The sequence below is a fragment of the Azospirillum palustre genome, assembly GCF_002573965.1.
Lineage (GTDB): Bacteria > Pseudomonadota > Alphaproteobacteria > Azospirillales > Azospirillaceae > Azospirillum > Azospirillum palustre.
Window position 1 is genome coordinate 66,757 of sequence record NZ_PDKW01000041.1, and the last position, 20,783, is coordinate 87,539.

At 68.7% G+C, this 20,783-nt stretch carries 18 protein-coding genes; 8 read left to right on the forward strand and 10 right to left on the reverse strand.

Features of this window, described 5'->3' with window-relative positions:
- Positions 1–143: 143 nt before the first annotated feature.
- From CRT60_RS14200 to CRT60_RS14230, 7 genes are all read left to right on the forward strand, one after another.
- Entirely contained in the window at positions 144–977 is an 834-nt protein-coding gene (locus CRT60_RS14200; RefSeq protein ID WP_098737854.1) for an IclR family transcriptional regulator, read from the forward strand.
- On the forward strand, positions 941–1,948 hold the full coding sequence (locus CRT60_RS14205) for a 2-dehydro-3-deoxygalactonokinase (protein WP_098737089.1): 1,008 nt from the start codon (positions 941–943) through the stop codon (positions 1,946–1,948). The genes CRT60_RS14200 and CRT60_RS14205 overlap by 37 nt, the downstream gene beginning before the upstream one ends.
- Positions 1,941–2,591: a 2-dehydro-3-deoxy-6-phosphogalactonate aldolase gene (locus CRT60_RS14210; RefSeq protein WP_098737090.1), complete on the forward strand. Its 651-nt coding sequence runs from the start codon at positions 1,941–1,943 to the stop codon at positions 2,589–2,591. The genes CRT60_RS14205 and CRT60_RS14210 overlap by 8 nt, the downstream gene beginning before the upstream one ends.
- A 74-nt stretch (positions 2,592–2,665) precedes the next feature.
- A complete protein-coding gene (locus tag CRT60_RS14215) occupies positions 2,666–3,631 on the forward strand; it encodes a Bug family tripartite tricarboxylate transporter substrate binding protein (RefSeq protein WP_098737091.1) in 966 nt (321 codons plus the stop codon).
- Between the two features lie 70 nt (positions 3,632–3,701).
- Positions 3,702–4,208: a tripartite tricarboxylate transporter TctB family protein gene (locus CRT60_RS14220; protein ID WP_098737092.1), complete on the forward strand. Its 507-nt coding sequence runs from the start codon at positions 3,702–3,704 to the stop codon at positions 4,206–4,208.
- 39 nt (positions 4,209–4,247) lie between these two features.
- Complete coding sequence (locus CRT60_RS14225; protein WP_098737093.1) at positions 4,248–5,765, forward strand: tripartite tricarboxylate transporter permease; 1,518 nt, start codon at positions 4,248–4,250, stop codon at positions 5,763–5,765.
- On the forward strand, positions 5,762–6,676 hold the full coding sequence (locus CRT60_RS14230) for an SMP-30/gluconolactonase/LRE family protein (RefSeq protein WP_098737094.1): 915 nt from the start codon (positions 5,762–5,764) through the stop codon (positions 6,674–6,676). The genes CRT60_RS14225 and CRT60_RS14230 overlap by 4 nt, the downstream gene beginning before the upstream one ends.
- Before the next feature lie 117 nt (positions 6,677–6,793).
- Here the strand turns inward: CRT60_RS14230 and CRT60_RS14235 are convergent, their stop codons facing one another.
- From CRT60_RS14235 to CRT60_RS14255, 5 genes are all read right to left on the reverse strand, one after another.
- Complete coding sequence (locus CRT60_RS14235; protein ID WP_098737095.1) at positions 6,794–8,332, reverse strand: AMP-binding protein; 1,539 nt, start codon at positions 8,330–8,332, stop codon at positions 6,794–6,796.
- A gap of 58 nt (positions 8,333–8,390) precedes the next feature.
- On the reverse strand, positions 8,391–10,154 hold the full coding sequence (locus tag CRT60_RS14240; protein ID WP_098737096.1) for an ABC transporter permease subunit: 1,764 nt from the start codon (positions 10,152–10,154) through the stop codon (positions 8,391–8,393).
- Positions 10,151–11,239 carry an ABC transporter ATP-binding protein gene (locus tag CRT60_RS14245; protein WP_098737097.1) on the reverse strand — a complete coding sequence of 363 codons (1,089 nt, stop codon included), beginning with the start codon at positions 11,237–11,239 and terminating at the stop codon, positions 10,151–10,153. Before CRT60_RS14245 ends, CRT60_RS14240 begins: the two co-directional genes overlap by 4 nt.
- A gap of 25 nt (positions 11,240–11,264) precedes the next feature.
- Positions 11,265–12,365 carry an ABC transporter substrate-binding protein gene (locus CRT60_RS14250; RefSeq protein WP_204561914.1) on the reverse strand — a complete coding sequence of 367 codons (1,101 nt, stop codon included), beginning with the start codon at positions 12,363–12,365 and terminating at the stop codon, positions 11,265–11,267.
- A gap of 119 nt (positions 12,366–12,484) precedes the next feature.
- Entirely contained in the window at positions 12,485–13,261 is a 777-nt protein-coding gene (locus CRT60_RS14255) for an enoyl-CoA hydratase/isomerase family protein (RefSeq protein ID WP_098737099.1), read from the reverse strand.
- 200 nt (positions 13,262–13,461) lie between these two features.
- Here CRT60_RS14255 and CRT60_RS14260 point away from each other — a divergent pair, with 200 nt between their 5' ends.
- Positions 13,462–14,319: an IclR family transcriptional regulator gene (locus tag CRT60_RS14260; protein ID WP_098737100.1), complete on the forward strand. Its 858-nt coding sequence runs from the start codon at positions 13,462–13,464 to the stop codon at positions 14,317–14,319.
- Between the two features lie 72 nt (positions 14,320–14,391).
- On the opposite strand, the gene CRT60_RS14265 is transcribed toward CRT60_RS14260, so the two are convergent.
- The 5 genes from CRT60_RS14265 to CRT60_RS14285 are packed head-to-tail and all read right to left on the reverse strand — an operon-like array spanning position 14,392 to position 20,728.
- Entirely contained in the window at positions 14,392–16,266 is a 1,875-nt protein-coding gene (locus CRT60_RS14265) for a TRAP transporter large permease (RefSeq protein WP_098737101.1), read from the reverse strand.
- A complete protein-coding gene (locus CRT60_RS14270; protein WP_244592502.1) occupies positions 16,263–17,300 on the reverse strand; it encodes a TRAP transporter substrate-binding protein in 1,038 nt (345 codons plus the stop codon). Before CRT60_RS14270 ends, CRT60_RS14265 begins: the two co-directional genes overlap by 4 nt.
- A 56-nt stretch (positions 17,301–17,356) precedes the next feature.
- Entirely contained in the window at positions 17,357–18,445 is a 1,089-nt protein-coding gene (locus CRT60_RS14275) for a maleylacetate reductase (RefSeq protein WP_098737102.1), read from the reverse strand.
- Between the two features lie 52 nt (positions 18,446–18,497).
- Positions 18,498–19,718, reverse strand: a complete 1,221-nt coding sequence (locus CRT60_RS14280) for an enolase C-terminal domain-like protein (protein WP_204561917.1) — start codon at positions 19,716–19,718, stop codon at positions 18,498–18,500.
- Positions 19,715–20,728 (reverse strand): 2-hydroxyacid dehydrogenase, encoded by a 1,014-nt coding sequence (locus CRT60_RS14285; protein WP_098737103.1) that lies wholly within the window; start codon positions 20,726–20,728, stop codon positions 19,715–19,717. Before CRT60_RS14285 ends, CRT60_RS14280 begins: the two co-directional genes overlap by 4 nt.
- Positions 20,729–20,783: the final 55 nt, after the last annotated feature.

The window sequence follows — 20,783 nt, forward strand, 5'->3', positions numbered from 1 at the left end:
GATTGGCTAAGCCGGCGCGTCATATTGCCTTCTTTATAGATGTCTCACTATGTGGCAACATCACTGTTGGATTTGACAACATACAACGTGGCCACTAAGGTCCCGTCATCGAGGCGACACGAATGCCCACCAGAACCGATCCCATGACCCAGCCCGTTGACGCGATCGACCCGGCCACGCCCGAAAGGCGGCAGGCCGCCGGAACGCAGACCCTGCTCCGCGGGCTGGCGGCGATCGAGTGCGTGGCGACCGGCACGACCGAGGTGAAGGGAATCGCGGCGCGGCTGAACACGCCGCGCAGCACCGTCCACCGCATGCTGAACAGCCTGGTGGCGGAGGGGTACCTGCACCATGTCCCCTACAAAGGCTATCTGCTGGGACCGAAGCTGATCGAACTCGGCATGAAGGCGCTGGAGCAGCGGCCCTTGGTGGCGCTGGCCCGGCCCCACATCGAGGCGCTGGCCCAGCGCACCGGCGACACCGTCCATCTCGGCGTGGTCGACGGCGACGAGGTCTTCTATCTCGACAAGATTCCGAGCACGCGCGGGCTGGAGATGCGCTCTCGCGTCGGCCTGCGCATGCCGCTGGCCTCGACCGGCATCGGCAAGGCGCTGATGCTGGGGATGCCGCCGTCGCGCTGGCGCGCGCTGCACGACGCGGTGGCGACGGCGCCGGACACGGTGGGCGGACGGCCCGGACCGTTGCCCTGGCCGAAATACGAAAAGCTGATGGCGGGCTTCCTGCGGCGGGACTGGGTGCTCGACCTGGAAGAGAACGAGATCAGCGTCCGCTGCGTCGGCGCGCCGGTGCGCGACATCAGCAATCAGGTGGTCGCCGCCATCAGCGTGGCGAGCGCGGTGCCCTACATGCCGGACGAACGGATGGCTGAACTCGGACCGGTCGTCCGTGCGGCGGCCGACGCGATATCGAAGGAATTGGGATGGAAACAGGACGGAAGCGCGACGGGGCGGCCCTGATCGCGCTGGACTGGGGCACCTCCAGTCTGCGCGGATTCCTCATGGATGGCGCCGGCACGGTGCTGGAGCAGCGCGCCAACGCGCACGGCATCCAGAATCTGCCGCAACCCGGCCTGCCCGGCTTCGAGCAGGCCTTCGCCGGGCTGTGCGGCGAATGGCTGGCCGGCAATCCGGGCGTACCGGTGGTGGCCGGCGGCATGGTCGGCAGCGCCCAGGGTTGGGCCGAGGCCCCCTATGTCGCCTGCCCGGCCGACACCGGCACGTTGGCCGGACACGCCATCGCGGTGGACAGCGCCGCCGGTGTCCGCATCCTCATCGCCCCCGGCGTCACCTACGCCCCGCCCGACGCGCCTCCCGACATCCTGCGCGGCGAGGAAATCCAGATCGCCGGCGTGCTGGCCGACCGCCCCGACTGGGCGCGCGAAGCCTGCATGGTGCTGCCGGGCACCCATTCCAAATGGGTGCAGATCGAGGGCGGGCGGATGACCCGTTTCGCCACCTACATGACCGGCGAGCTGTTCGCGGTGCTGACCAAGCACTCGATCCTGGGCCGTCTGATGCCGGTGGATGTAGAGGCCGATGCGGACGCCCGCGACACGGCCTTCGCCGACGGCGTGCGGGCGGCGCAGGCCAGCGGGCCGGGCGACCTGACGCACCAGATCTTCGCCGCGCGCACGCTCGGCATCACCCGCCGCATGGCGCCGGAGCTGCTGAAGGATTTCCTGTCCGGCCTGCTGATCGGACACGAGATGGTCTCCGGCCTCACCCGGATGGGGGCGGCGCTGGGCAGCGGCCGGCCGCTTCTGCTGATCGGCGACGGTGCGCTCTGCCGCCGCTACGTCCAGGGGCTGGCCCTGCTGGGCATCGAGCCCACCGCCCGGCTCGAAAACACCGCGCCCAAGGGGCTGTTCCAGTTCGCCATCGCCGCCGGCCTGATCGCGCCGCCGGCCGGAAAGGACACTCATGTCTGATAAAAGCCTGAAGGCCCGGCTCGACGCCGCCTTCGCCGCCCTGCCGCTGGTCGCCATCCTGCGCGGCCTGAAGCCCGCCGAATGCGAGGGCGCCGCCCGCGCCCTCTATGAGCGCGGCTTCCGGCTGATCGAGGTGCCGCTGAATTCGCCGGACCCGTTCGACAGCATCGCCGCCATCCGCCGCATCCTGCCGCAGGACGCGCTGGTCGGCGCCGGTACCGTGCTGGAGGTGGCGCAGGTCGCCCGCCTCAAGGAGATCGGCGCCGATCTGGTGGTGATGCCGCATGCCGACACCGCGGTGATCCGCGCCGCCAAGGCGGCCGGCCTGGCCTGCGTTCCCGGCGTCGCCACGGCGACCGAGGCCTTCGCCGCTCTGGCGGCCGGCGCCGACGCGCTGAAGCTGTTCCCGGCCGAGCAGATCAACCCGACCATCGTCAAGGCGATCCGCACCGTGCTGCCGGCCGGCACCCGGCTCTTGCCGGTGGGCGGCATCGCTCCCGACAATATGGCCCCCTTCCTGGAGGCCGGCGTCGCCGGCTTCGGGCTGGGATCGGCGCTCTACAAGCCGGGCATGACCGCCGCCGAGATCGCCGGGCGGGCCGAGGCCTTCGTCGCGTCCTGGACGGCGCTCAACCCGCGCTGACTTCACGCGGGCGGCGAAGCCGTCCGCTTTTCCTGTCCGCAACCCCACCAAGCAAAATTCGAGGGAGAACGTTTATGAAGGGCTATCGCCTCCTGACCGGCGCCGTCGTCGGCGTCCTGGCCACGGCCGGCCTGATTGCCGGCGCGCAGGCCGCCGACTACCCGACCAAGCCGATCGAGCTGATCGTCCCCTATGCCGCCGGCGGCGGCACCGATCTGGTCGCCCGCGCCTATGCCGACGCCACCAAGAAGCACCTGCCGCAGGCGATGGGCGTCGTCAACAAGACCGGCGGCGGCGGCGCCGTCGGCCTGACCGAGATCATGGCCGCCCGCGCCGACGGCTACAAGGTCGGCATGGGCACCGTTGAGATCACCCTGCTGCCGCACATGGGCGTGGCCCGCTTCTCGGTCGACGACTTCACCCCGGTCGCCCGCCTGAACGCCGAGCCGAGCGCCATCACCGTCAAGGCCGACGCGCCCTGGAAGACCATCGAGGAGTTCCTGGCCGACGCCAAGGCCAACCCCGGCAAGGTCCGCATCGGCAACTCCGGCACCGGCGCCATCTGGCACCTCGCCGCCGAGGCCCTGCAGAACAAGACCGGCCTGACCTTCAACCACATCCCGTTCGACGGCGCCAACCCGGCCGTGACCTCCCTGCTGGGCGGCCACATCGAGGCGGTGTCGGTCAGCCCGGCCGAGGTGTCGAGCCAGGTTGCCGGCGGCCAGCTCCGCATGCTGGCGGTGATGGCCGACGAGCGTTCCAAGGCGTTCCCGGACGTGCCCACCCTGAAGGAGAAGGGCATCGACCTGTCGGTCGCCACCTGGCGCGGCATCGTCGTTCCGAAGAAGACCCCGGCACCGGTCGTCGAGACCCTGCGCAAGGCCAGCAAGGCGGCGGCCGAGGAGCCGGCCTTCCGTGAGCAGCTCGCCAAGATGAACCTGACCTGGGCCTATGCCGACGGTCCGGAGTTCGGCGCCGCCATGCAGAAGGACAACGCCTTCTTCAAGGATCTGATGACCAAGCTCGGCATGGCCAAGTAACACGGAAACGCGCCGGCCCGGCTGCCCCGAGCCGCCGGGGCCGGCGTTCCGTTTCCGAGGAGTCCGACTGATGAGCAACGCACCTGTCCAGGGCGGCGGGGCCGGCGCGCCCCTCTCCACCAAGATCGCCAATCTGGTCATCGCGGTCGTGCTGATCGCGGTGGCCGCCGCCGCCATCGCATCGACCGGCGATTTCCCCAAGACCATGCTGGCCGCCGACGTCGGCCCGGCCCGGTTCCCGATCATCCACGCCACCGTGCTGATCGTGCTGTGCCTGATCCTGATCGCAAACACGCTGCGCATGCCGACCATTGCCGACGACACCCCGCCGGTCGGCGTCGCCGGCTATGCCGGGGTGGCGCTGGGCATCCTCGCCACCGCCGCCTGCCTCTATGCCATGGAGTATGTCGGCTACGCCGTCGCCACCGTGGTCTACATGGCAGCACTGATGTGGCTGATGGGGCAGCGCAGCCCGCTGTGGAACCCGGTGATCGCCGTCGTCGTGACCGCCGTGATCTATTTCACCTTCCAGAGCGCCCTTCAGGTGCCGCTGCCGGTCGGGAGCCTGTTCGAATGACCGCGTCGTCCCGCCTCACGCCTGCGAAGGAGCGCCGCCATGCATGAACTCAACATGCTGATGAACGGCGTCGCGACGCTGGCCGCCAACCCGATGGCCCTGCTGCTGTCCCTGGTGGGTGTGGCACTCGGCATCGTCATCGGCGCCCTTCCCGGCCTGACCGCGACGATGGGCGTCGCCATCCTGCTGCCCTTCACCTTCGGCATGGACCCGGTGTCCGGCCTGCTGATGATCTCCGGCGTCTTCTTCGGCGGCGTCTATGGCGGCTCGGTGACCGCCATCCTGCTGAAGATCCCCGGCACCCCGGCCGCCGCCGCCACCGCGATGGACGGGTTCGAGCTGACCAAGAAGGGCATGGCCGGCGTGGCGCTCGGCACCGCCACCCTGTCGTCCTTCCTGGGCGGCATGGCCAGCATCCTCGTGCTCATCTTCCTGGCGCCGGTGCTCGCCGGCTTCGCCCTGGAGTTCAGCGCGTCGGAAAGCTTCGCGCTCGCCGTCTTCGGGCTGAGCATCATCGCCAGCATCTCCGGCAAGTCGGTGGTGAAGGGGCTGATCGCCGGCTTCCTCGGCCTGCTGATCGCCACCGTCGGAATGGACCCGATGGGCGGCTTCCCGCGCTTCACCGGCGGCTACACCGAGCTGTTCAACGTTCCCTTCATCCCGGTGATGATCGGGCTGTTCGCCGCAGCCGAAGCCTTCAAGTCGATGGAGGACCCGAAGGTCCGCCTCGGCATGGCGGCGGCGCTCGGCCGCATCGTCCCGCCCTGGGCGACCTACAAGTCGCTGCTCGGCGTCGTGTCGCGCTCCTCGATCCTCGGCATCGTCATCGGCATCATTCCCGGCGCCGGCTCCGACATCGCCGCCTATGTCGCCTACAACGAGGCGCGGCGCTTCAGCAAGACGCCGGAGAATTACGGCAAGGGCGAGCTGGGCGGCGTCGCCGCCTGCGAGGCCGGCGCCAACGGCTGCACCGGCGGCGCGCTGCTGACCATGCTGACGCTGGGCATCCCCGGCGACGCGGTCACCGCCGTGATGCTGGGCGCCCTGACGCTCCAGGGCCTGCAACCGGGTCCGCTGCTGTTCAAGGAACACGGCGATCTGGTCTTCACCCTCTTCGCCGGCATGATCTTCTGCTATGTCGGCATGCTGGTGCTGGGTCTGGGCTCGCTGCGCTTCATGGGCCGCATCCTGCAGATGCCGAAGTCGGTGCTGACGCCGGTCATCCTGGCGCTCTGCGTGGTCGGCACCTATGCCATCAACAACAGCCTGTTCGACATCGGCATCATGCTGGCCGCCGGCGTCGCCGGCTACTTCATGCAGAAGTGGGACTTCCCGGCCTCGCCGGTGGTGCTGGCGCTGATCATGGGACCGATGGCCGAGGCCAACTTCCGCCGCGCGCTGTCGCTCTCGGGCGGCAGCTACGACTTCCTCTACAGCCGGCCGATCACCGCGGTGCTGCTGACAGTCGCCATCCTGACGATGCTGCTACCGCTGGTGAAGCGCTGGCGGGCCGAACGGGCGGGCATATCGGGCGGACCGGTGGAAGCAACCAAATGACCGCCGTCACCACCATCGGCCTCGACGCCGTCATCGAACCGGACCTGCGCAACGGCAACGGCGAGAATCCCGTCTGGGACGCCGACCGCCGCAGCTGGACCTGGATCGACATTCCCGGCCGCCGCATCCACCGGCTGGATCCGTCCAGCGGCGTGCGGCGTGACTGGACGCTGCCGGAACCGGTCGGCAGCCTCGTGCTGCGGCCGGACGGCGGTGCGGTCGTCGCCTGCCAGACCGGTCTCTTCGATGCGGAGCTGCCCGAAGCGGGCGGCGATGCGGTGCTCGGCCGCCTCGCCGACAGCCCCTTTCCGACGGAGGGCATGCGCTTCAACGACGGGCGCTGCGACCGGCAGGGGCGGCTGTGGGTGTCCGCCATGGTGATGGACATCGCCAAGGGCGACCCGTCCGGCGCGTGGTACCGCTACACCCGCGCCGAGGGGCTGGTGGAGACCGGGCTGACCGGCTTCGTCATCCCCAACGGCTCCGCCTTCAGCCCGGACGGCCGCACGCTCTACGCGTCCGACACCCACCGCGACGTGCGGATGGTCTGGGCCTGGGACTACGATCCGGAGACCGGCACCGCCGGCAACCGGCGCCCCTTCGTCGACATGCGGGCGATGGTCGGGCGGCCGGACGGTGCGGCGGTCGACACCGACGGCTGCTATTGGATCTGCTGCCTGGACGAGGGCTGCATCAAGCGCTTCACCCCGCGCGGCGATCTCGACCGCCGCATCGAGGTGCCGATGCGCAAGCCGACCATGTGCGCCTTCGGCGGAGAGGGCTTGCGGACGATGCTGGTCACCTCGCTCAGCCGCGGCCCGGCCGATCTGGCCGAGGATCCGCACGGCGGCCGGATCCTGATGTTCGACGCCGGCGTCCAGGGCCTGCCGGAGCCGCGCCTGACCCGGTGAGGGCATGGGCGTCGCACAACGCGCAAGCGATCCATTCCTGATGAACGGCAAAGCCGGCTGTGTCTTACAGCCGGCTTTGTTCGTTTTCGACGGAGGTGACGACGAGGCGGGGCAGCCTTACCGCGCCGCCTGCCGGTCCCAGCTGTCGTTCACCGCGGGCGACAGGCGGTGCTTCATGATGCGCTGGCTGGGCGTGCGCTCGAACCCCTCCACCAGGGCGATGTATCGCGGGTTCTGGTAGGGAGCCAATTGCCGGCCGAGCCAGTCGGACAGGGCCGGGATGTCCACGGTGGCGCCCAGCCTGGGCTTCACGAACAGCTTGATGTCCTGTTCGCCGATGTCCGCCTGCACGCCGATGACGGCGCAATCCTCGATGGCGGGATGGGTGGCGGCGATGTGCTCGATCTCCCAGGCGGAGACGTTCTCGCCCTTGCAGCGCATGCTGTCGGTCATCCGGCCGTGGAACAGCAGCGTGCCGTCCGGCAGCAGAGAACCGAGGTCGCCGGTGTGCAGCGCGCCGTTGCGCAGCGCCTTCGCCGTCGCCTCTGGATTGCGGAAATAGCCGGCGAACAGGGCGCCGGGCGTGTCGGTGCGCACCACGATCTCGCCGCGGTCGCCGCGGGCGACCGGCTTGCCGGCCTCGTCCAGCAGATCCACGGTGAACCAGGGCATCGGCCGCCCCACCGCGCCGACAATGCCCTCGTCGTTGCAGGTGGTGATGCTCGACGCCTCGGTCATGCCGTAGCATTCGCGGATCTCGACGCCGAACCGCTCTTGGAACGGCGTCCAGGTCTCCTTGGGGCAGCCGCCGCCCCAGGCGATGCGCACGGGATGGTCGAGGTCGCGCGCGTCCGGCGGCTGCTTCAGCAGGATTTGCAGGATGCCGCCGAGATAATGGATGTGGGTGGCGCCATAGTCGCGGACCTGATCCCAGAAGCGGCTGGCGCTGAAGCGGTCGACCATCGCCAGCGACACCTTGGCGATTAGCGGCAACACGATCATCTGCGCGCCGCCGATGTGATAGAGCGGCTCCCAGACGAACAACACGTCGCCGTCGCGGGCCGCCGAAACGCGGGCCACCGCCTCGCCGGCCAGACGCATCATGCGGTGGGTGACCAGCGCGCCCTTCGGCCGGCCGGTGGTGCCCGAGGTGTACATGATGGCGAAGAGGTCGTCCGGTCCGGGGAGCGTCTCCTCGAACAGGGCGCCGCTGTCCAGCATCGGCTCCAGCCGCGGCAGGGACGAGGCGCCGTCGCCGCCGGCCACGATCAGCGGCTTGCCCGACAGGTCGGCGCCGCAGTCGGCGATGGTCGCCACGAGGTCGGCGTCGGCCAGCACCGCCGCCGGATCGGAATGTTCCAGGATGTAGCGCAGGCCGTCGCCGCGCTGCTGGGCGTTGATCGGGATCCACACCAGCCCGGCCTTGGCGATGCCGAACAGGGTGGACAGCACTGCCGGGCTGTTGCGCAGCATCAGAGCCACGCGGTCGCCGGGGACCAGACCCATCCGCCGCAGCTCCGCCGCCATGCTGTCGGACTGGCGGTCGAGGGTGCCGGCGGTCAGCGGGGCGCCGTTGTAGCGGGCGAACAGACGCTCGCCGTCGGTCCGCGCGGCCTGGGTCAGCAGGCCGGCGAACCCGGTGGAGAAATCGGACATGGTCGGGAATCTCGGCTCTGGAAATCTCGGGGTGAACGAACGATGCGCAATCCGCCGCTCAGCGGCCGGACCGGCGCAGCCGCTCGGCGATCAGCAGAAGCGCCATGACGATCAGGAAGACGACGACCGACACCGCGGCCAGGGTCGGGTTCAGCTGCAGGATCATGTCGTCCCACATCTGCTTGGGCAGCGTGGTCTTGACCCCGCCGCTGACGAAGATGGCCACCGTCAGCTCGTCGAAGGAGGTGATGAAGGCGAACAGGAAGGCGGCGACCAGACCGCCGCGGATCAGCGGAACCGTGACCCGTATCAGCGTCTGCACCCGGTTGGCGCCGAGCGTCGCCGCCGCCTGGTCCAGCCGCCAGTCATGCCCCTTGACCACCGCGGCGATGGCGACGAAGGCGAAGGGCAGCGCCAGCACCGTATGGCCGATGACGAGGCCGAGGTCGGTGGCGACCAGCCCGATCTGGGCGAACAGATAGAACAGGCCGACCGCGATGACGATGCGCGGGACGATCATCGGCGCCAGGAACAGGGCGAAGATGGCGCCGCGCCAGCGCGAGGTCGAGCGGGCCAGCGCCAGGGCGGCCAGCCCGGCGATCAGGGTCGCCAGGATGGCGGTGGCGAAGGCGACGCCGAAGGAGCGCAGCGTGGCGCCCAGCCACAGGTCCGATCCGAAATAGACCTCGAACCATTTCAGGCTGTAGCCCGGCGGCGGGAAATCGAGGAAGGGCGAGCTGGTGAAGGCGATGGGCACCACAACGATGGCCGGCGCCACCAGGAAGACCAGCACCAGGGTCGAATAGACCGCCGGCAGCCGGTCGCGGCCGCGCTCGCCCAGCACGGGTGCGGTGACGCGCGCGGCGGCTGCGGTCAACGCCGCCAATGCCGACAGGATGCCCTGCCCCGCCTTGCGCATGCGACCGCCGCCCTTCTTGCGCCGGGATCCCTCGCCGGACAGGGTGGACAGCCCGAAGATGCGATCATAGACCCAGCAGGTGACCAGCGCCGCCGCCAGCATGAACGTGGCCAGCGCCCCGGCGAAGGCCCAGTTCAGCATCTCCTGGATCTGGGCGATGATCAGCTGGGCCAGCATGGTCTGCTGCGGTCCGCCCAGCAATGCCGGAACGATGAAGAAGCCCAGGGAGGAGATGAAGGTCAGCAGCCCCGCCGCGGCGATGCCCGGCAGCGACAGCTGGAAATAGACGAGCCAGAAGGCATGGCCCGGTGCGGCCCCCAGCGTTTCCGCCGCCTGCACCAACCGGCGGTCGATGCCGGTCATCACCGGCAGCATGGTCAGCACGGCCAGCGGCAGCATGGCGTGCACCATGCCGATCATCACGCCGAACTCGTTGTGCAGCAGCTCCGGCTGCGGCAGGCCGCCGGCCGCCAGGATGCCGCCGATGACGCCGGTGCGGCCCAGGATCACCATCCAGGCGAAGGTCTTCACCAGATAGCTGGTCCAGAACGGCACCATCACCGCCAGGATCATCACGCCGCGCCTGCGCTCCGGCAGCTGCGCCAGCCAATAGGCCAGCGGATAGCCCAGCAGCAGCGAGAACAGTGCCGTCAGCCCGGCGATGCGGAAGGTGCCCATCAGCACGCGGAAATAGACGCCGGTGTCGACGATGCGGGCGTAATGCTCGCCCGTCCAGGCGCCGGTGTCGGCGTCCTGCACGCTGAGGCCGAGCAGCCGCAGGACCGGATAGAGGAAGAAGACGGCGAGGAAGGCGATGCCGGGCGCCGCCAGCCAGAGCGGTCCGAAGCGCAGCCGCTGCCTCAGACCGCCCTCGTCCGCGCCGTGCAGGAGGACGGCGCTCATGACACCAGCACCCCGGCGTCGCTGCGCCAGCGCACGGCGACGCGGTTGCCCAGCGGCGGCGGGGACATGCCGCGCCGCAGCCGGACGGTGACGGTGGACTGGTCGCCCAGCGCCACCAGCACGCGAGTCTCCGAACCGGCATAGACGGTGTCGACCACCTGGCCCGACACCTCGTTGTCGCCCTCGCCGTCGAGGTCGAGCTGTTCGGGCCGGACGATCAGCGACGCTTCGCCCTGGCCGGCAACGGTGCCGGCGGTGGCGGGCGACAGGCGGAAGCGCCCACCGCCGGTCACCAGGATCGGCGCCCCGCCCTCGTCGCGCTGGAGCCGGCCACGGAAGATGTTCGACACGCCGATGAAGTCGGCGGCGAAGGCGGTCTTCGGCCGGGCATAGATGTCGTGCGGGGTGCCGATCTGCTCGATGCGCGCGTGGTTCATCAGGCAGATGCGGTCGGACATGGCCAGGGCTTCCTCCTGGTCATGGGTGACGTAGATGATGGTGGCACCGGTTTCGCGGTGCAGCCGCTTGATCTCGTACTGCATGTGCTCGCGCAGCTTCTTGTCGAGCGCCCCCAGCGGCTCGTCCATCAGGATGACGGAGGGCTGGTAGACGAAGCAGCGGGCCAACGCCACCCGCTGCTGCTGGCCGCCCGACAGCTCCTTGGGGAAGCGGTCGCCGAGATGGCCGAGATGGACCATCTCCAGCGCCTCGCGCACCCGGCGGTCGACATCGGCGCCCGCGATCCCGCGCATGCGCAGGGGAAAGCCGATGTTCTCCGCCACCGTCAAATGGGGGAACAGGGCGTAATGCTGGAAGACCAGCCCGATGTCGCGCTTGTGGACCGGCGTGCGGGTCTCGTCGCGGCCATCGATCAGGATGCGCCCGCCGTTCGGCTCCACCAGCCCGCAGATCATCTGCAACAGCGTGGTCTTGCCCGAACCGGAGGGGCCCAGCAGGGTCAGGAATTCGCCCGCCGGAACCTCCAGCCGGGTGGGCTGGAGGGCGACGACGGACCCGTAGCTCTTGGTGAGGCCATCGACCAGAAGCTTGCAGGCGGGAGGGGCCGTTCCGTGGGAGGGGAGCATGGCGGCGGGTCTCCTGTGATGGTCGTCAGCCGAGGATCCAGGCGTTGAAGCGTTCGCTCATCTTGGAGCGGTTGGCGCCCCACCAATCCTCGCGGGCGATGGTCATGGTCTTGAGATTCTCGGGGAAGGTGGGCAGGGCCTGCGCCCGCTCCTTCGGGATCTCGTCATAAGCCTTGAGGTTGGTCGGACCGTAGGCCAGCACCTCGGTGAAGATGGCCTGGCGCTGCGGGTCGGCGCAGAACTTGATGAACTTGCGTGCGGCGTCGGCGCGCGGGTTGCCGCGCGGGATGCCCCATCCCTCGATGGAATAGAGGCCCTGGTTCCACGAGATCTTCACCGGCGCGCCGCCGTCGATGGCCGCCTGGGCGCGGGCGTTCCACAGGGCGATCATGTCGACCTCGCCGCTCTGGATCAGCTGGGTCGACTGGGCGCCGCCGGTCCACCAGGCGGCGATGTGCGGGCGGATGCGGTCCAGGCTCTTGTAGGCACGGTCGACGTCGAGCGGGTAGAGCTTATCCAGCGGCACGCCGTCGGCCAGCAGCGCCTGCTCCAGCGTGTCGATGGGGTTCTTGCGCAACGACCGGCGGCCGGGGAATTTCTCGACATTCCAGAAATCGGCCCAGCTCTGCGGCGGGTTGGACGCGAACTTGTCGGTGCGGTAGCCGAGGATGGTCGAATAGACGTCCGTCCCCATCCACTGGCCGGTCAGCGCATCCGGCATCAGGCCGGGCGCGTCGGCGGCGGCGAAATCCAGCGGTTCCAGCAGGTTCTGGCGGGTCAGGATGTCGCGCGCCGACAGCGTCAGCGTGCAGACGTCCCAGCTGTAGGATTTGGTTTCGACGATTGCCTTGAACTGTGCGGTCGGTTCGGCCTCGCGGGCGACATTGATGACCTTGATGCCGGTGGCCTTCTCGAACGGGTCGTAGAACGCCTTGCGGAAGGCCGGGCTGTAGGGACCGCCCGGATCGGCCACGGTGATCTGCGAGGTCTGCGCCAGCGCCGGGCCGCTCATCCCGGCCGCCAGCACCGGCGGAAGGGCCGCCGCAACGGCGGTGCCCGCGGCACCCTTCAGCGCGGTGGAGAGCAGGCCGCGGCGGTCGATGGAGAAACCGTCATTCATTCCCATTGTCGTAATCCCTGTTCGCTGGCCGGATCTTGGCGGTCGTCCGGTTGATGGAGGAGCTGTCGGGCGGGTGGGACGGCGGCGAACCGTCCCGTTTTTAAAAGACGTGCCGGAATGGCCGGTCAGGCGGCCGTCTTGCGCGCGGCGCGCTTGGCCAGGAATTCCTCCATCATGCGGGCCGGCTCGCCCGACGCGTAGGCTTCCCGCTGGATGCGCACGCCGGCGGCCAGACAGTCGCGGAAGCCGGCCTCGGTCATCTCGCGGAAGCGCTGCTTGTCGAGACGCATGGCGACCGGCGGCTTGGCGGCCAGTTCACCGGCCAGTTCCAGCGCTTCGGCCATCACGCGGTCCTGCGGAACGAGACGGTTGATCAGGCCGATGGCGTGGCATTCCTCCGCGTCCATCAGGCGGCCGGTCAGCGTCAGGTCCATGGTCCGCGCCAGCCCGATCATCTCCTTCATGATCCAGGGGCCGGTGGTGCTGGCGATGCCGGAATTGATCTCCGGCTGGCCCATGCGCACGCCGGGGTGGCCGACGCGCAGGTCGCCCAGCAGCGCCACCTGGAAGGCGGAACCGGCGGCGACGCCGTTCAGCGCCACCACCAGCGCTTTCGACAGGCTGCGCATGCGGTTGTAGAGCCGCTCCCACTCGGCCACCCATTCCTCGGCGCGGTCGGCATCGAAGCTCTTGGTTTCGTTGAGATCCTGGCCCGCACCGAAGGCGCGGTCGCCGGCACCCGTCAGGATGATCGCCCGGATGGACTCGTCGGCCTCCATACGGTCGAAGGCAACGACCAGATCGTCGCGCATCGCCTTGTTCCAGGCATTCAGCACGTTGGGACGGTTCAGCGTGATGATGCCGACCGGGCCGCGGGTCTCGGTGAGGATGAAGTCGGTCACTGGTGCGCTCCTGTCGATGCGGGGGCCGGTCCGGCCCGGCGACGTATGGCCGGCAGCCGGAAGCCCCCGCGGGAATGGGGGATCGAAGGGTGATCGCGTGGTGGTGTATTGAAATGCAATACTTTGTATTGATTAGCTTGGCTTGCTTTCGGTACGCTGTCAACGGTATCTCTCACCGCGCACAGTCAGGACCGACCGACATGGCACCGCGCCGATCCGCCTCCCCAGCGCCCAGGACGGGCGATCCCGCCGGCACGGACATCGATGCCGGCACCGCCGAAAACCCCGGTTCCGAAAGCCGGGCCGGCGATCCGCTGATGGTGATGTCGGTGGACAAGGCGTTCCGCGTGCTGCACGCCTTCGATTCCTCGCGGCCGTCCATGAGCCTGACCCAGGTCGCCGCCGCCGTCGGCATGGACAAGAGTGCTGCACAACGCTTCACCTACACGCTGGAGAAGCTGGGCTATCTGCGGAAGGATCCGGTGACCAAGCGGTTCGAGCTGACCGTCCGCAGCCTGGACATCGCGCATCACTATCTGCACAGCAATGCGATGCTGCAGCGCGCGATGCCCTATCTGATGCATCTGAGCAAGACGACGGAAGAGACGATCAACCTGACCATGATGGACGGGACGGAGATCGTCTTCGTGTCGCGTTTCATGAGCCGGCATGTGCTGAACACCGACGTCATCGTCGGCACGCGGATGCCGGCCTATTGCACCGCGCCCGGCATCGCCATCCTGTCGCGCCTGCCGGCGGCGGAGGCGGCGGAACTGGTCGACCGGATGGATTTGAAGCCCTATACGCCCACCACCACCTGGAAACGCGACGAGCTGCTGGCCAAGATCGCGAAATCGGCGGTGAGCGGCTATGCCACCGCGTTCGAGGAATTCTATCACGGCGACCTGTCGGTCGCGGCGGCCATCACCGGATCGGGCGGCGTGCCGGTGGGCGCGCTGAACATCGCCGTATCACGCGCGCGCTTCACGCCGGAGGAGATGGAGGAACGCTTCGCCCCCCTGGTGGTGGCGGCGGCCGGATCGGTCTCGCAGCGCTGACCGGCCTCCCAAAAACGAAGCCGGCCCCGGAGTGAACCGGAGCCGGCTTGAACAAAAACCTGAAGGGATAGGTTACAGGAAGCCGGTCGAGATCCAGGGAATGGCCGCGACCAGCGCCAGTCCGGCCAGCAGCGCCGCCAGATAGCCCATGATCGGGCGCATGCCCTCGTCCGGGTTGACCCGTCCGATGGCCGAGGCGACGTAGAAGCCGACGCCGAAGGGCGGGGCGAACAGGCCCAGCCCCATGGCGAGGATCACCACCATCGCATACTGCACCTCATGCACGCCCATCTCGCGGGCGATGGGGAACAGCAGCGGGCCGAACAGCACGATGGCCGGGATGCCTTCCAGAACGCTGCCCAGGATGATGAAGGCGACGATGGACACCGCCAGGAAGGTGAAGGAGCCTCCCGGCAGGCTGGCCATGAAATGGGCCAGATCGGTCGAGAAGCCGGAGCGCGTCAGGCACCAGGCCATCCCCGTCGCGGTGCCGATGATGAACAGGATCGCCCCCGACAGGGCGGCGGTCTCGACCAGCATGGGCACCACCCGCCGCCAGTCGAAGCGGCGATAGACCAGCAGCCCGACGGCGACGGCATAGACGATGCCGATGGTAGACACCTCGGTCGCGGTGGCGACGCCCTCGATCACCGCGGTGCGGATCACGAAAGGCAGGGCGAGCGCCGGCAGCGCCACCACCAGGCTTTTGCCCAATTCGCCGCCGGTCGGCCGGCGCACCCCCGACAGGTCTTCGTTGCGATAGCGGTGCCGCACGACCAGGCACAGCATCACCGCCAGCAGCAGGCCGGGCAGCAGGCCGCCGGTGAACAATGCTGCAATGGAGACGCCGGTGACCGACCCGATGGTGATCAGCACAATGCTGGGCGGAATGGTCTCGGTCTGCGCGCCGGTCGCGGCCAGCAGAGCCACCAGATCGCCCGGCTTGGCGCCGCGGTTCTTCATCTCCGGGAACAGCACCGGGGCGACTGCCGCCATGTCGGCGGCCTTCGATCCGGAAATGCCGGAGACGAGATACATGGCGCCAATCAGCACATAGGACAGGCCGCCACGCACATGGCCCAGCAGGTTGGCCAGCACCGCCACCATGGCGCGGGCCATGCCGGTCATCTCGATCAGGAGACCGAGGAAGACGAACAGCGGCACCGACAGCAGGATCAGATGCGACATGCCCTCGTCCATCCGGCCGACGACGACCAGCAGCGGCACCTTCGTGGTCAAGGCGAGATAGCCGAAGCTCGACAGCCCGAAGGCGAAGGCGATGGGTACGCCGGCGAACACCGAGCCGGCCACAACGACCACGAAGAAGACCAGCAGGTTGATCTTCCCGAGATCGGCCAGCACCGGCTGGAGAACCGTGAACAGTGCGGCGATAGCCGCCACCGCCGCCAGGGCGCCCGCCACCAGCCGGACATCGCCCACCCGTGCCAGCCGGACCAGGGCCGTCGCGATCATCAGCCCAAGACCGGTCGGCAGGGCCGCCGCACGCCACATGTTCGAGATCTGCAAAGCCGGGGTGGTGATCTCCAACTCCTCCCAGGCAAATTCGCCGGCCGGCAGGATGACCAGCAGCAGGAAGCAGAGCGCCGCCGCCACCGCGAAGACGTCGAGGAAGGCCCGCGCGCGGGGCGATGCCCAGCTGACGAAGGCCGTCATCCGCATATGCTCGCCGCGGCGGAAGGCGACGACGGCCCCCAGCATCGCCAGCCACAGGAACAGGATCGACGCCAGCTCGTCCGACCAGGTGATCGGCGCGTGGAGCACGTAGCGGGCGACGATGCCGGTGAAGAGGATCACCACCTCCGCCGCCACCAGAAGCGCCACCGGCAATTCGGACAGCCAGCCCAGGAGCCGGTCGACCTGCGTCAGCCACGGGCTGGCGCCGTCGGAAGGACCGGCGGTGGACTTGTGATCCACCGCCGCCGTCATGTCAGGGCCCCCACCGAGCTTTCCAGGGCGTTCCAGGCCTCCTCGCCGTATTTGGCCTTCCATTCGCCATAGAAGCCAGACTTGCGCAGGACCTCCCGGAAGGGCGCCGGATCGACCTTGTTGAAGGTCAGCCCCTTCTGCGAAAGCGAGTTCTGCAGCGCCTCGTTCAGGCCGGCGATGTCCTGGCGCTGCTGCTGCGCGCCGTCATTCAGGTTGCGGCTGACGATCTGCCGCAGATCCTCGGGCAGCCCGCGCCAGGACCGGCCGTTGGTGACGATCCAGGAGCCGTCCCACACATGGTTGGTGATCGAGCAGAATTTCTGCACCTCGTAGAACTTGGCGGTGTCGGCGACCACCAGCGGATTCTCCTGCCCATCGACCACGCCGGTCTGGAGTGCGGCATAGACCTCGCCCAGGTTGATGCTGGTCGGCGATGCGCCCAGCCCCTTGAACAGCGACACATAGACCGGGCTGACCGGGACGCGGATCTTGAAGGCGGCGAGGTCGGCCGGCCCGGTGATCGGCTTGGTGGCGGTGGTGATCTGGCGGAAGCCGTTGTCCCAGATGCGCTCGAAGGCGTGGAGGCCGGCCTTGTCGAAGCCCTTGCGGATCACGCCGCCGAGCTGGCCGTCCATCGCCTTCCAGACCGCATCGTAATCCTTGAACGCGAATCCCATGCCGTTGATCGAGGCCACCGGGACCAGGGTGGACAGGATCAGGCCGCCGGTGCTGAAGAATTCGATGCCGCCGGAGCGGACCTGCGCCAGCAGGTCGCTGTCGCCGCCGAGCTGGCTGTTGGGGAAGACGGCGATGTCGACCTTGCCGTTGGTCTCCTTGCGGATGCGCTCGGCGGCCTCGACGGCGCGGACATGCAGCGGGTGGCTGGCGGGGAAGCCGTGGCCGAACTTCCAGGCGAATTCCGCGGCATGCGCCTTCGAGATGAAGGGGGCGGCCAAGGGGACGGCCAGGGCGCCCGCCGCGGTGGCGGCCAGAAACTGTCGGCGCTTGATCGTCATGGTGGGTTTGATCGTCATGGTGGTTCCTCCCTTTTTTGCGTTCTCTGCTCCGGTTCGGCTCCCAGCGCCGGCCACTACCGGCCCGGATGCGGACCCGGACGACGCCCCTCCACCGCCGCGGCGAGGATGCCGCGCACGGCCTCCTCGGTCACCGGTCCGGGGTTGTAGCGGTTGTCGGTCTCGACGGTGATGCGGGCGGCCTCCGCGATCCGGTCGGCGGAGAAGCCGACCTCGGTCAGGCGCGTCGGCAGGCCGACCGTTTCCATCACGTCGAAGATGGCGGCGCCGACATCCGCCACCCCCATGGCGGCGGCAAGCCGGTCCATCGCCTGGGGGGCGAAGGGCGCATTGTAGGCCGCGACATGGGGCAGCACCAGCGCATGGGACAGCCCGTGCGACACGCCGTAGGTGCCGCCCAGCACATGGGCGACGCCATGTTGCAGGGCGAAGCCGCCGGCCAGCGCCGCACCGGCGAGGTGGGCGCCGTAGAGCAGGTCGGCGCGGGCATCGCCATCGTCCGGACGGGCGGCCACCCGCGGCAGCGCGTCCATGATCGCCCGCGCGCCCTCCATCGCCGCCGGCACGATCACCGGGCTGATGGTGGGGGTGTAGATGGCGTCGACGCAATGGGCGAGCGCGTTCATGGCACTGGCCATGCTGACGTCCACCGGCAGACCGAGCGTCAGCGAGGGATCGTAGACGACGGTGCCGGCCAGCATGCGCAGGCTCTGGTGCATCCGTTTGACGCCGTCGATGGTGATCCCGCAGAAGCCGGTCATCTCGGAGCCGGAATAGGTGGTCGGCACGGCGATGATCGGGAGCCCGAGTTCCAGCGCGATGGCCTTGCCCAGACCGATGGAGGCACCGCCGCCGACGCTGACCAGACAATCGGCGCCCATCTCGCGCGCCTTGGCCCGGCCCCGGATCGCCAGTTCGATGGGCACCTGGGAAATTGCTTCCGGCAGGATGCCGATGCAGCGGCTGCCGAGGCGGTCGGCGACGCGCCCGCCCATGGCGCTGCGGCCGGGCGTGGACACGACGAGCGCACGTTTGGCCCCCAGCCGCTCAACTTCCCCGTCGATGCGGTCGACCGCGCCCGCCCCGAAGACGACCCGCGACGGCAGCGCGTTGAACACGTCGCCCGGGGTGCTGAATTCTCTCATGATGGAAATCCGTCCGATGAAACAGGAAGGCAGCGCCTTGACCGGTTGCGGCTTACCAATCGACGATGGTGCCATCGTCCAGGACGGCGGAGGTCGTGTGCATCACCTCCGGCTTGAAGGGATGCTTGGCCGCCTCCGCCTCGTTCACCTCGATGCCGAAGCCGGGAACGTCCGGCACCTCCCAGTGGCTGCCGGTGCGGCGGATCGGCGTCTGCACGACGTCGTCGTACCAGGGCACCGCGCCGCTCATCTCCTCCTGGATGACGAAGTTCGGGGTGGAGATGTCGAAATGCAGGGCGGCGACACCGGCCAGCGGGCCGTTGGGATTGTGGGGCGCGATGCCGATCAGCTCCGCCTCCGCCAGCGCCGCGATCCTTTTCCCCTCCAGCAGGCCGCCGGTGTGGTTCAGGTCGGGCTGGGCGATGTGCACCGCCTTCTGGGCGAAAACCGGCATGAACTCCCTCAAACCGACCAGCCGCTCGCCCGACGCGATGGGGCAGTCGGCCTGCTCGGCGATGCGGCGCAGCGCCTCGGTGTCGCCGGGCTGGACCGGCTCCTCGCAGAACATCGGCTTATAGGGTTCCAGTTCGCGGATATAGCCCATGGCGGCGGCGATGGAGCCGGGGCGGCCGTGGAAGTCGATCATGATGTCGACGCCGTCGCCCACCGTGTCGCGCAGCGCCTGCATCATCTTGCCGACATGGCGCTGGGCCGGGACCGGGGCGCTGTGGGCACCGTAGGGGATGAACACCACCTTCAGCGCGTCATAGCCCTTCTCCGTCACCGCGGCGGCACGCTCCTTCAGCGAACCGATATCGAAGGTCTCATAGACCGACTTCATCTCGCCGAGGCCGAGATGGGTGTAGACCCGCACGCGGTCGCGGACCTTGCCGCCCAACAGGCGCCAGACCGGCAGGCCGACGCTCTTGCCGAAGATGTCCCACAACGCGTGCTCGATGCCGCTGATCGCCGTGACGCCGACCATGCCCAGCTTGTAATAGCTGAACTTGTTCATCGCGCGGACGCACTGTTCGATGTCGCGCGGGTCGCGCCCCAGCACGGTCGGCTCCAGATCCTCGACGGCGCCGGTGACGGCCCGCGTCTTCCAGTTCAGGCTGGCCTCGCCCCAGCCATACAGGCCGGGCTGGTCGGTCAGCACCTTCACGAAGATCCAGTTACGCATCTCGGCGTTGACGACGAAGGTCTTCACGCCGGTGATCTTGATCGGCACGCCGGCGCTGCGGCGGGCGAGGTCCTCGGTGTCTCGGATCATGGGAAGCTCGTGTTCTGGCGGGCGGGCGGCGCTGCCGGAGCAGGCGCCCGCACAAGGTTCAGCAGCGGTTCGCCGGCAATCAGCCGGTCGATGTTCCGGGCGATGAAGGCATAGCGGCGTTCGGGCAGCCGGGTGGTCCAGGCCGAGGAATGCGGGGTGCAGACCGCGTTCGGCAGATCCTCGAAGCGGAAGCGCGCCGGCGCCACCCGATCATCCGCCCCGGCCGGATAGCCGTACCAGACGTCGAGCACCGCACCGCCGATGGTCCGGCGTTGCAGGGCGCCGTACAGCGCTTCCTCGTCGGCGATGGGTGCGCGCGACACGTTGATCAGCACGCCCGTCGGCTTCATGGCGGCGAGTTCGGCTGCTCCGATCAGCCCGCGCGTCTCGTCGGTCAGGGGGCAGGCGATCACCACGAAATCCGACTGCGCCAGCATCTCCGGCAGGCGGTCCGGCGGCAGGATCGCCTCGGCCAGACCGTCGGGGTCAGCCGCGAATTGATCCACGGCAAGGATGCGCATGCCGAAGGCCGCCGCCCGCCGGGCAATCGTCCGCCCGATGCGGCCGAAGCCGATCAGCCCCAGGGTCAGGCCGTGGATTTCTCCATGCGGCACCCGCGCCCGGTAGACATCGGACCAGGTGTCGGTGGCGAAGGAGCCGCGCAGGGCATCGGGGCGGATTTCCCAGTTCAGCATCGCCGCCATGACGAATTCGGCGATGGGAATCTCATGTTCGAAGACGTTGCACAGGCTGGCCTCGGCCGGCAGGGAGGCCATGTCGATGCCGTCCAGCCCGGCTCCCGGCACATGCAGAAGTCGAAAATCCGGAACCGACCCATCGTTACGGGAGAAGCGCAAAGAGACGACCACGTCGTCCGCCGTGATCGCCGAATCGAACTCGGGCGAGTGGGCGGCCTCACGGGGAAGGGGAATGATCTCGCAGGGTGTCGTCAGGAAAGCGCCGAGCTTGTCCTTGTGATTGGCGGCTTCCCCAATCATGAAGACTTTCATTGGCTTGATCCTCCGTTACGCGAACGATAGGGCCAACGAACTGAGTAGGTCCAAC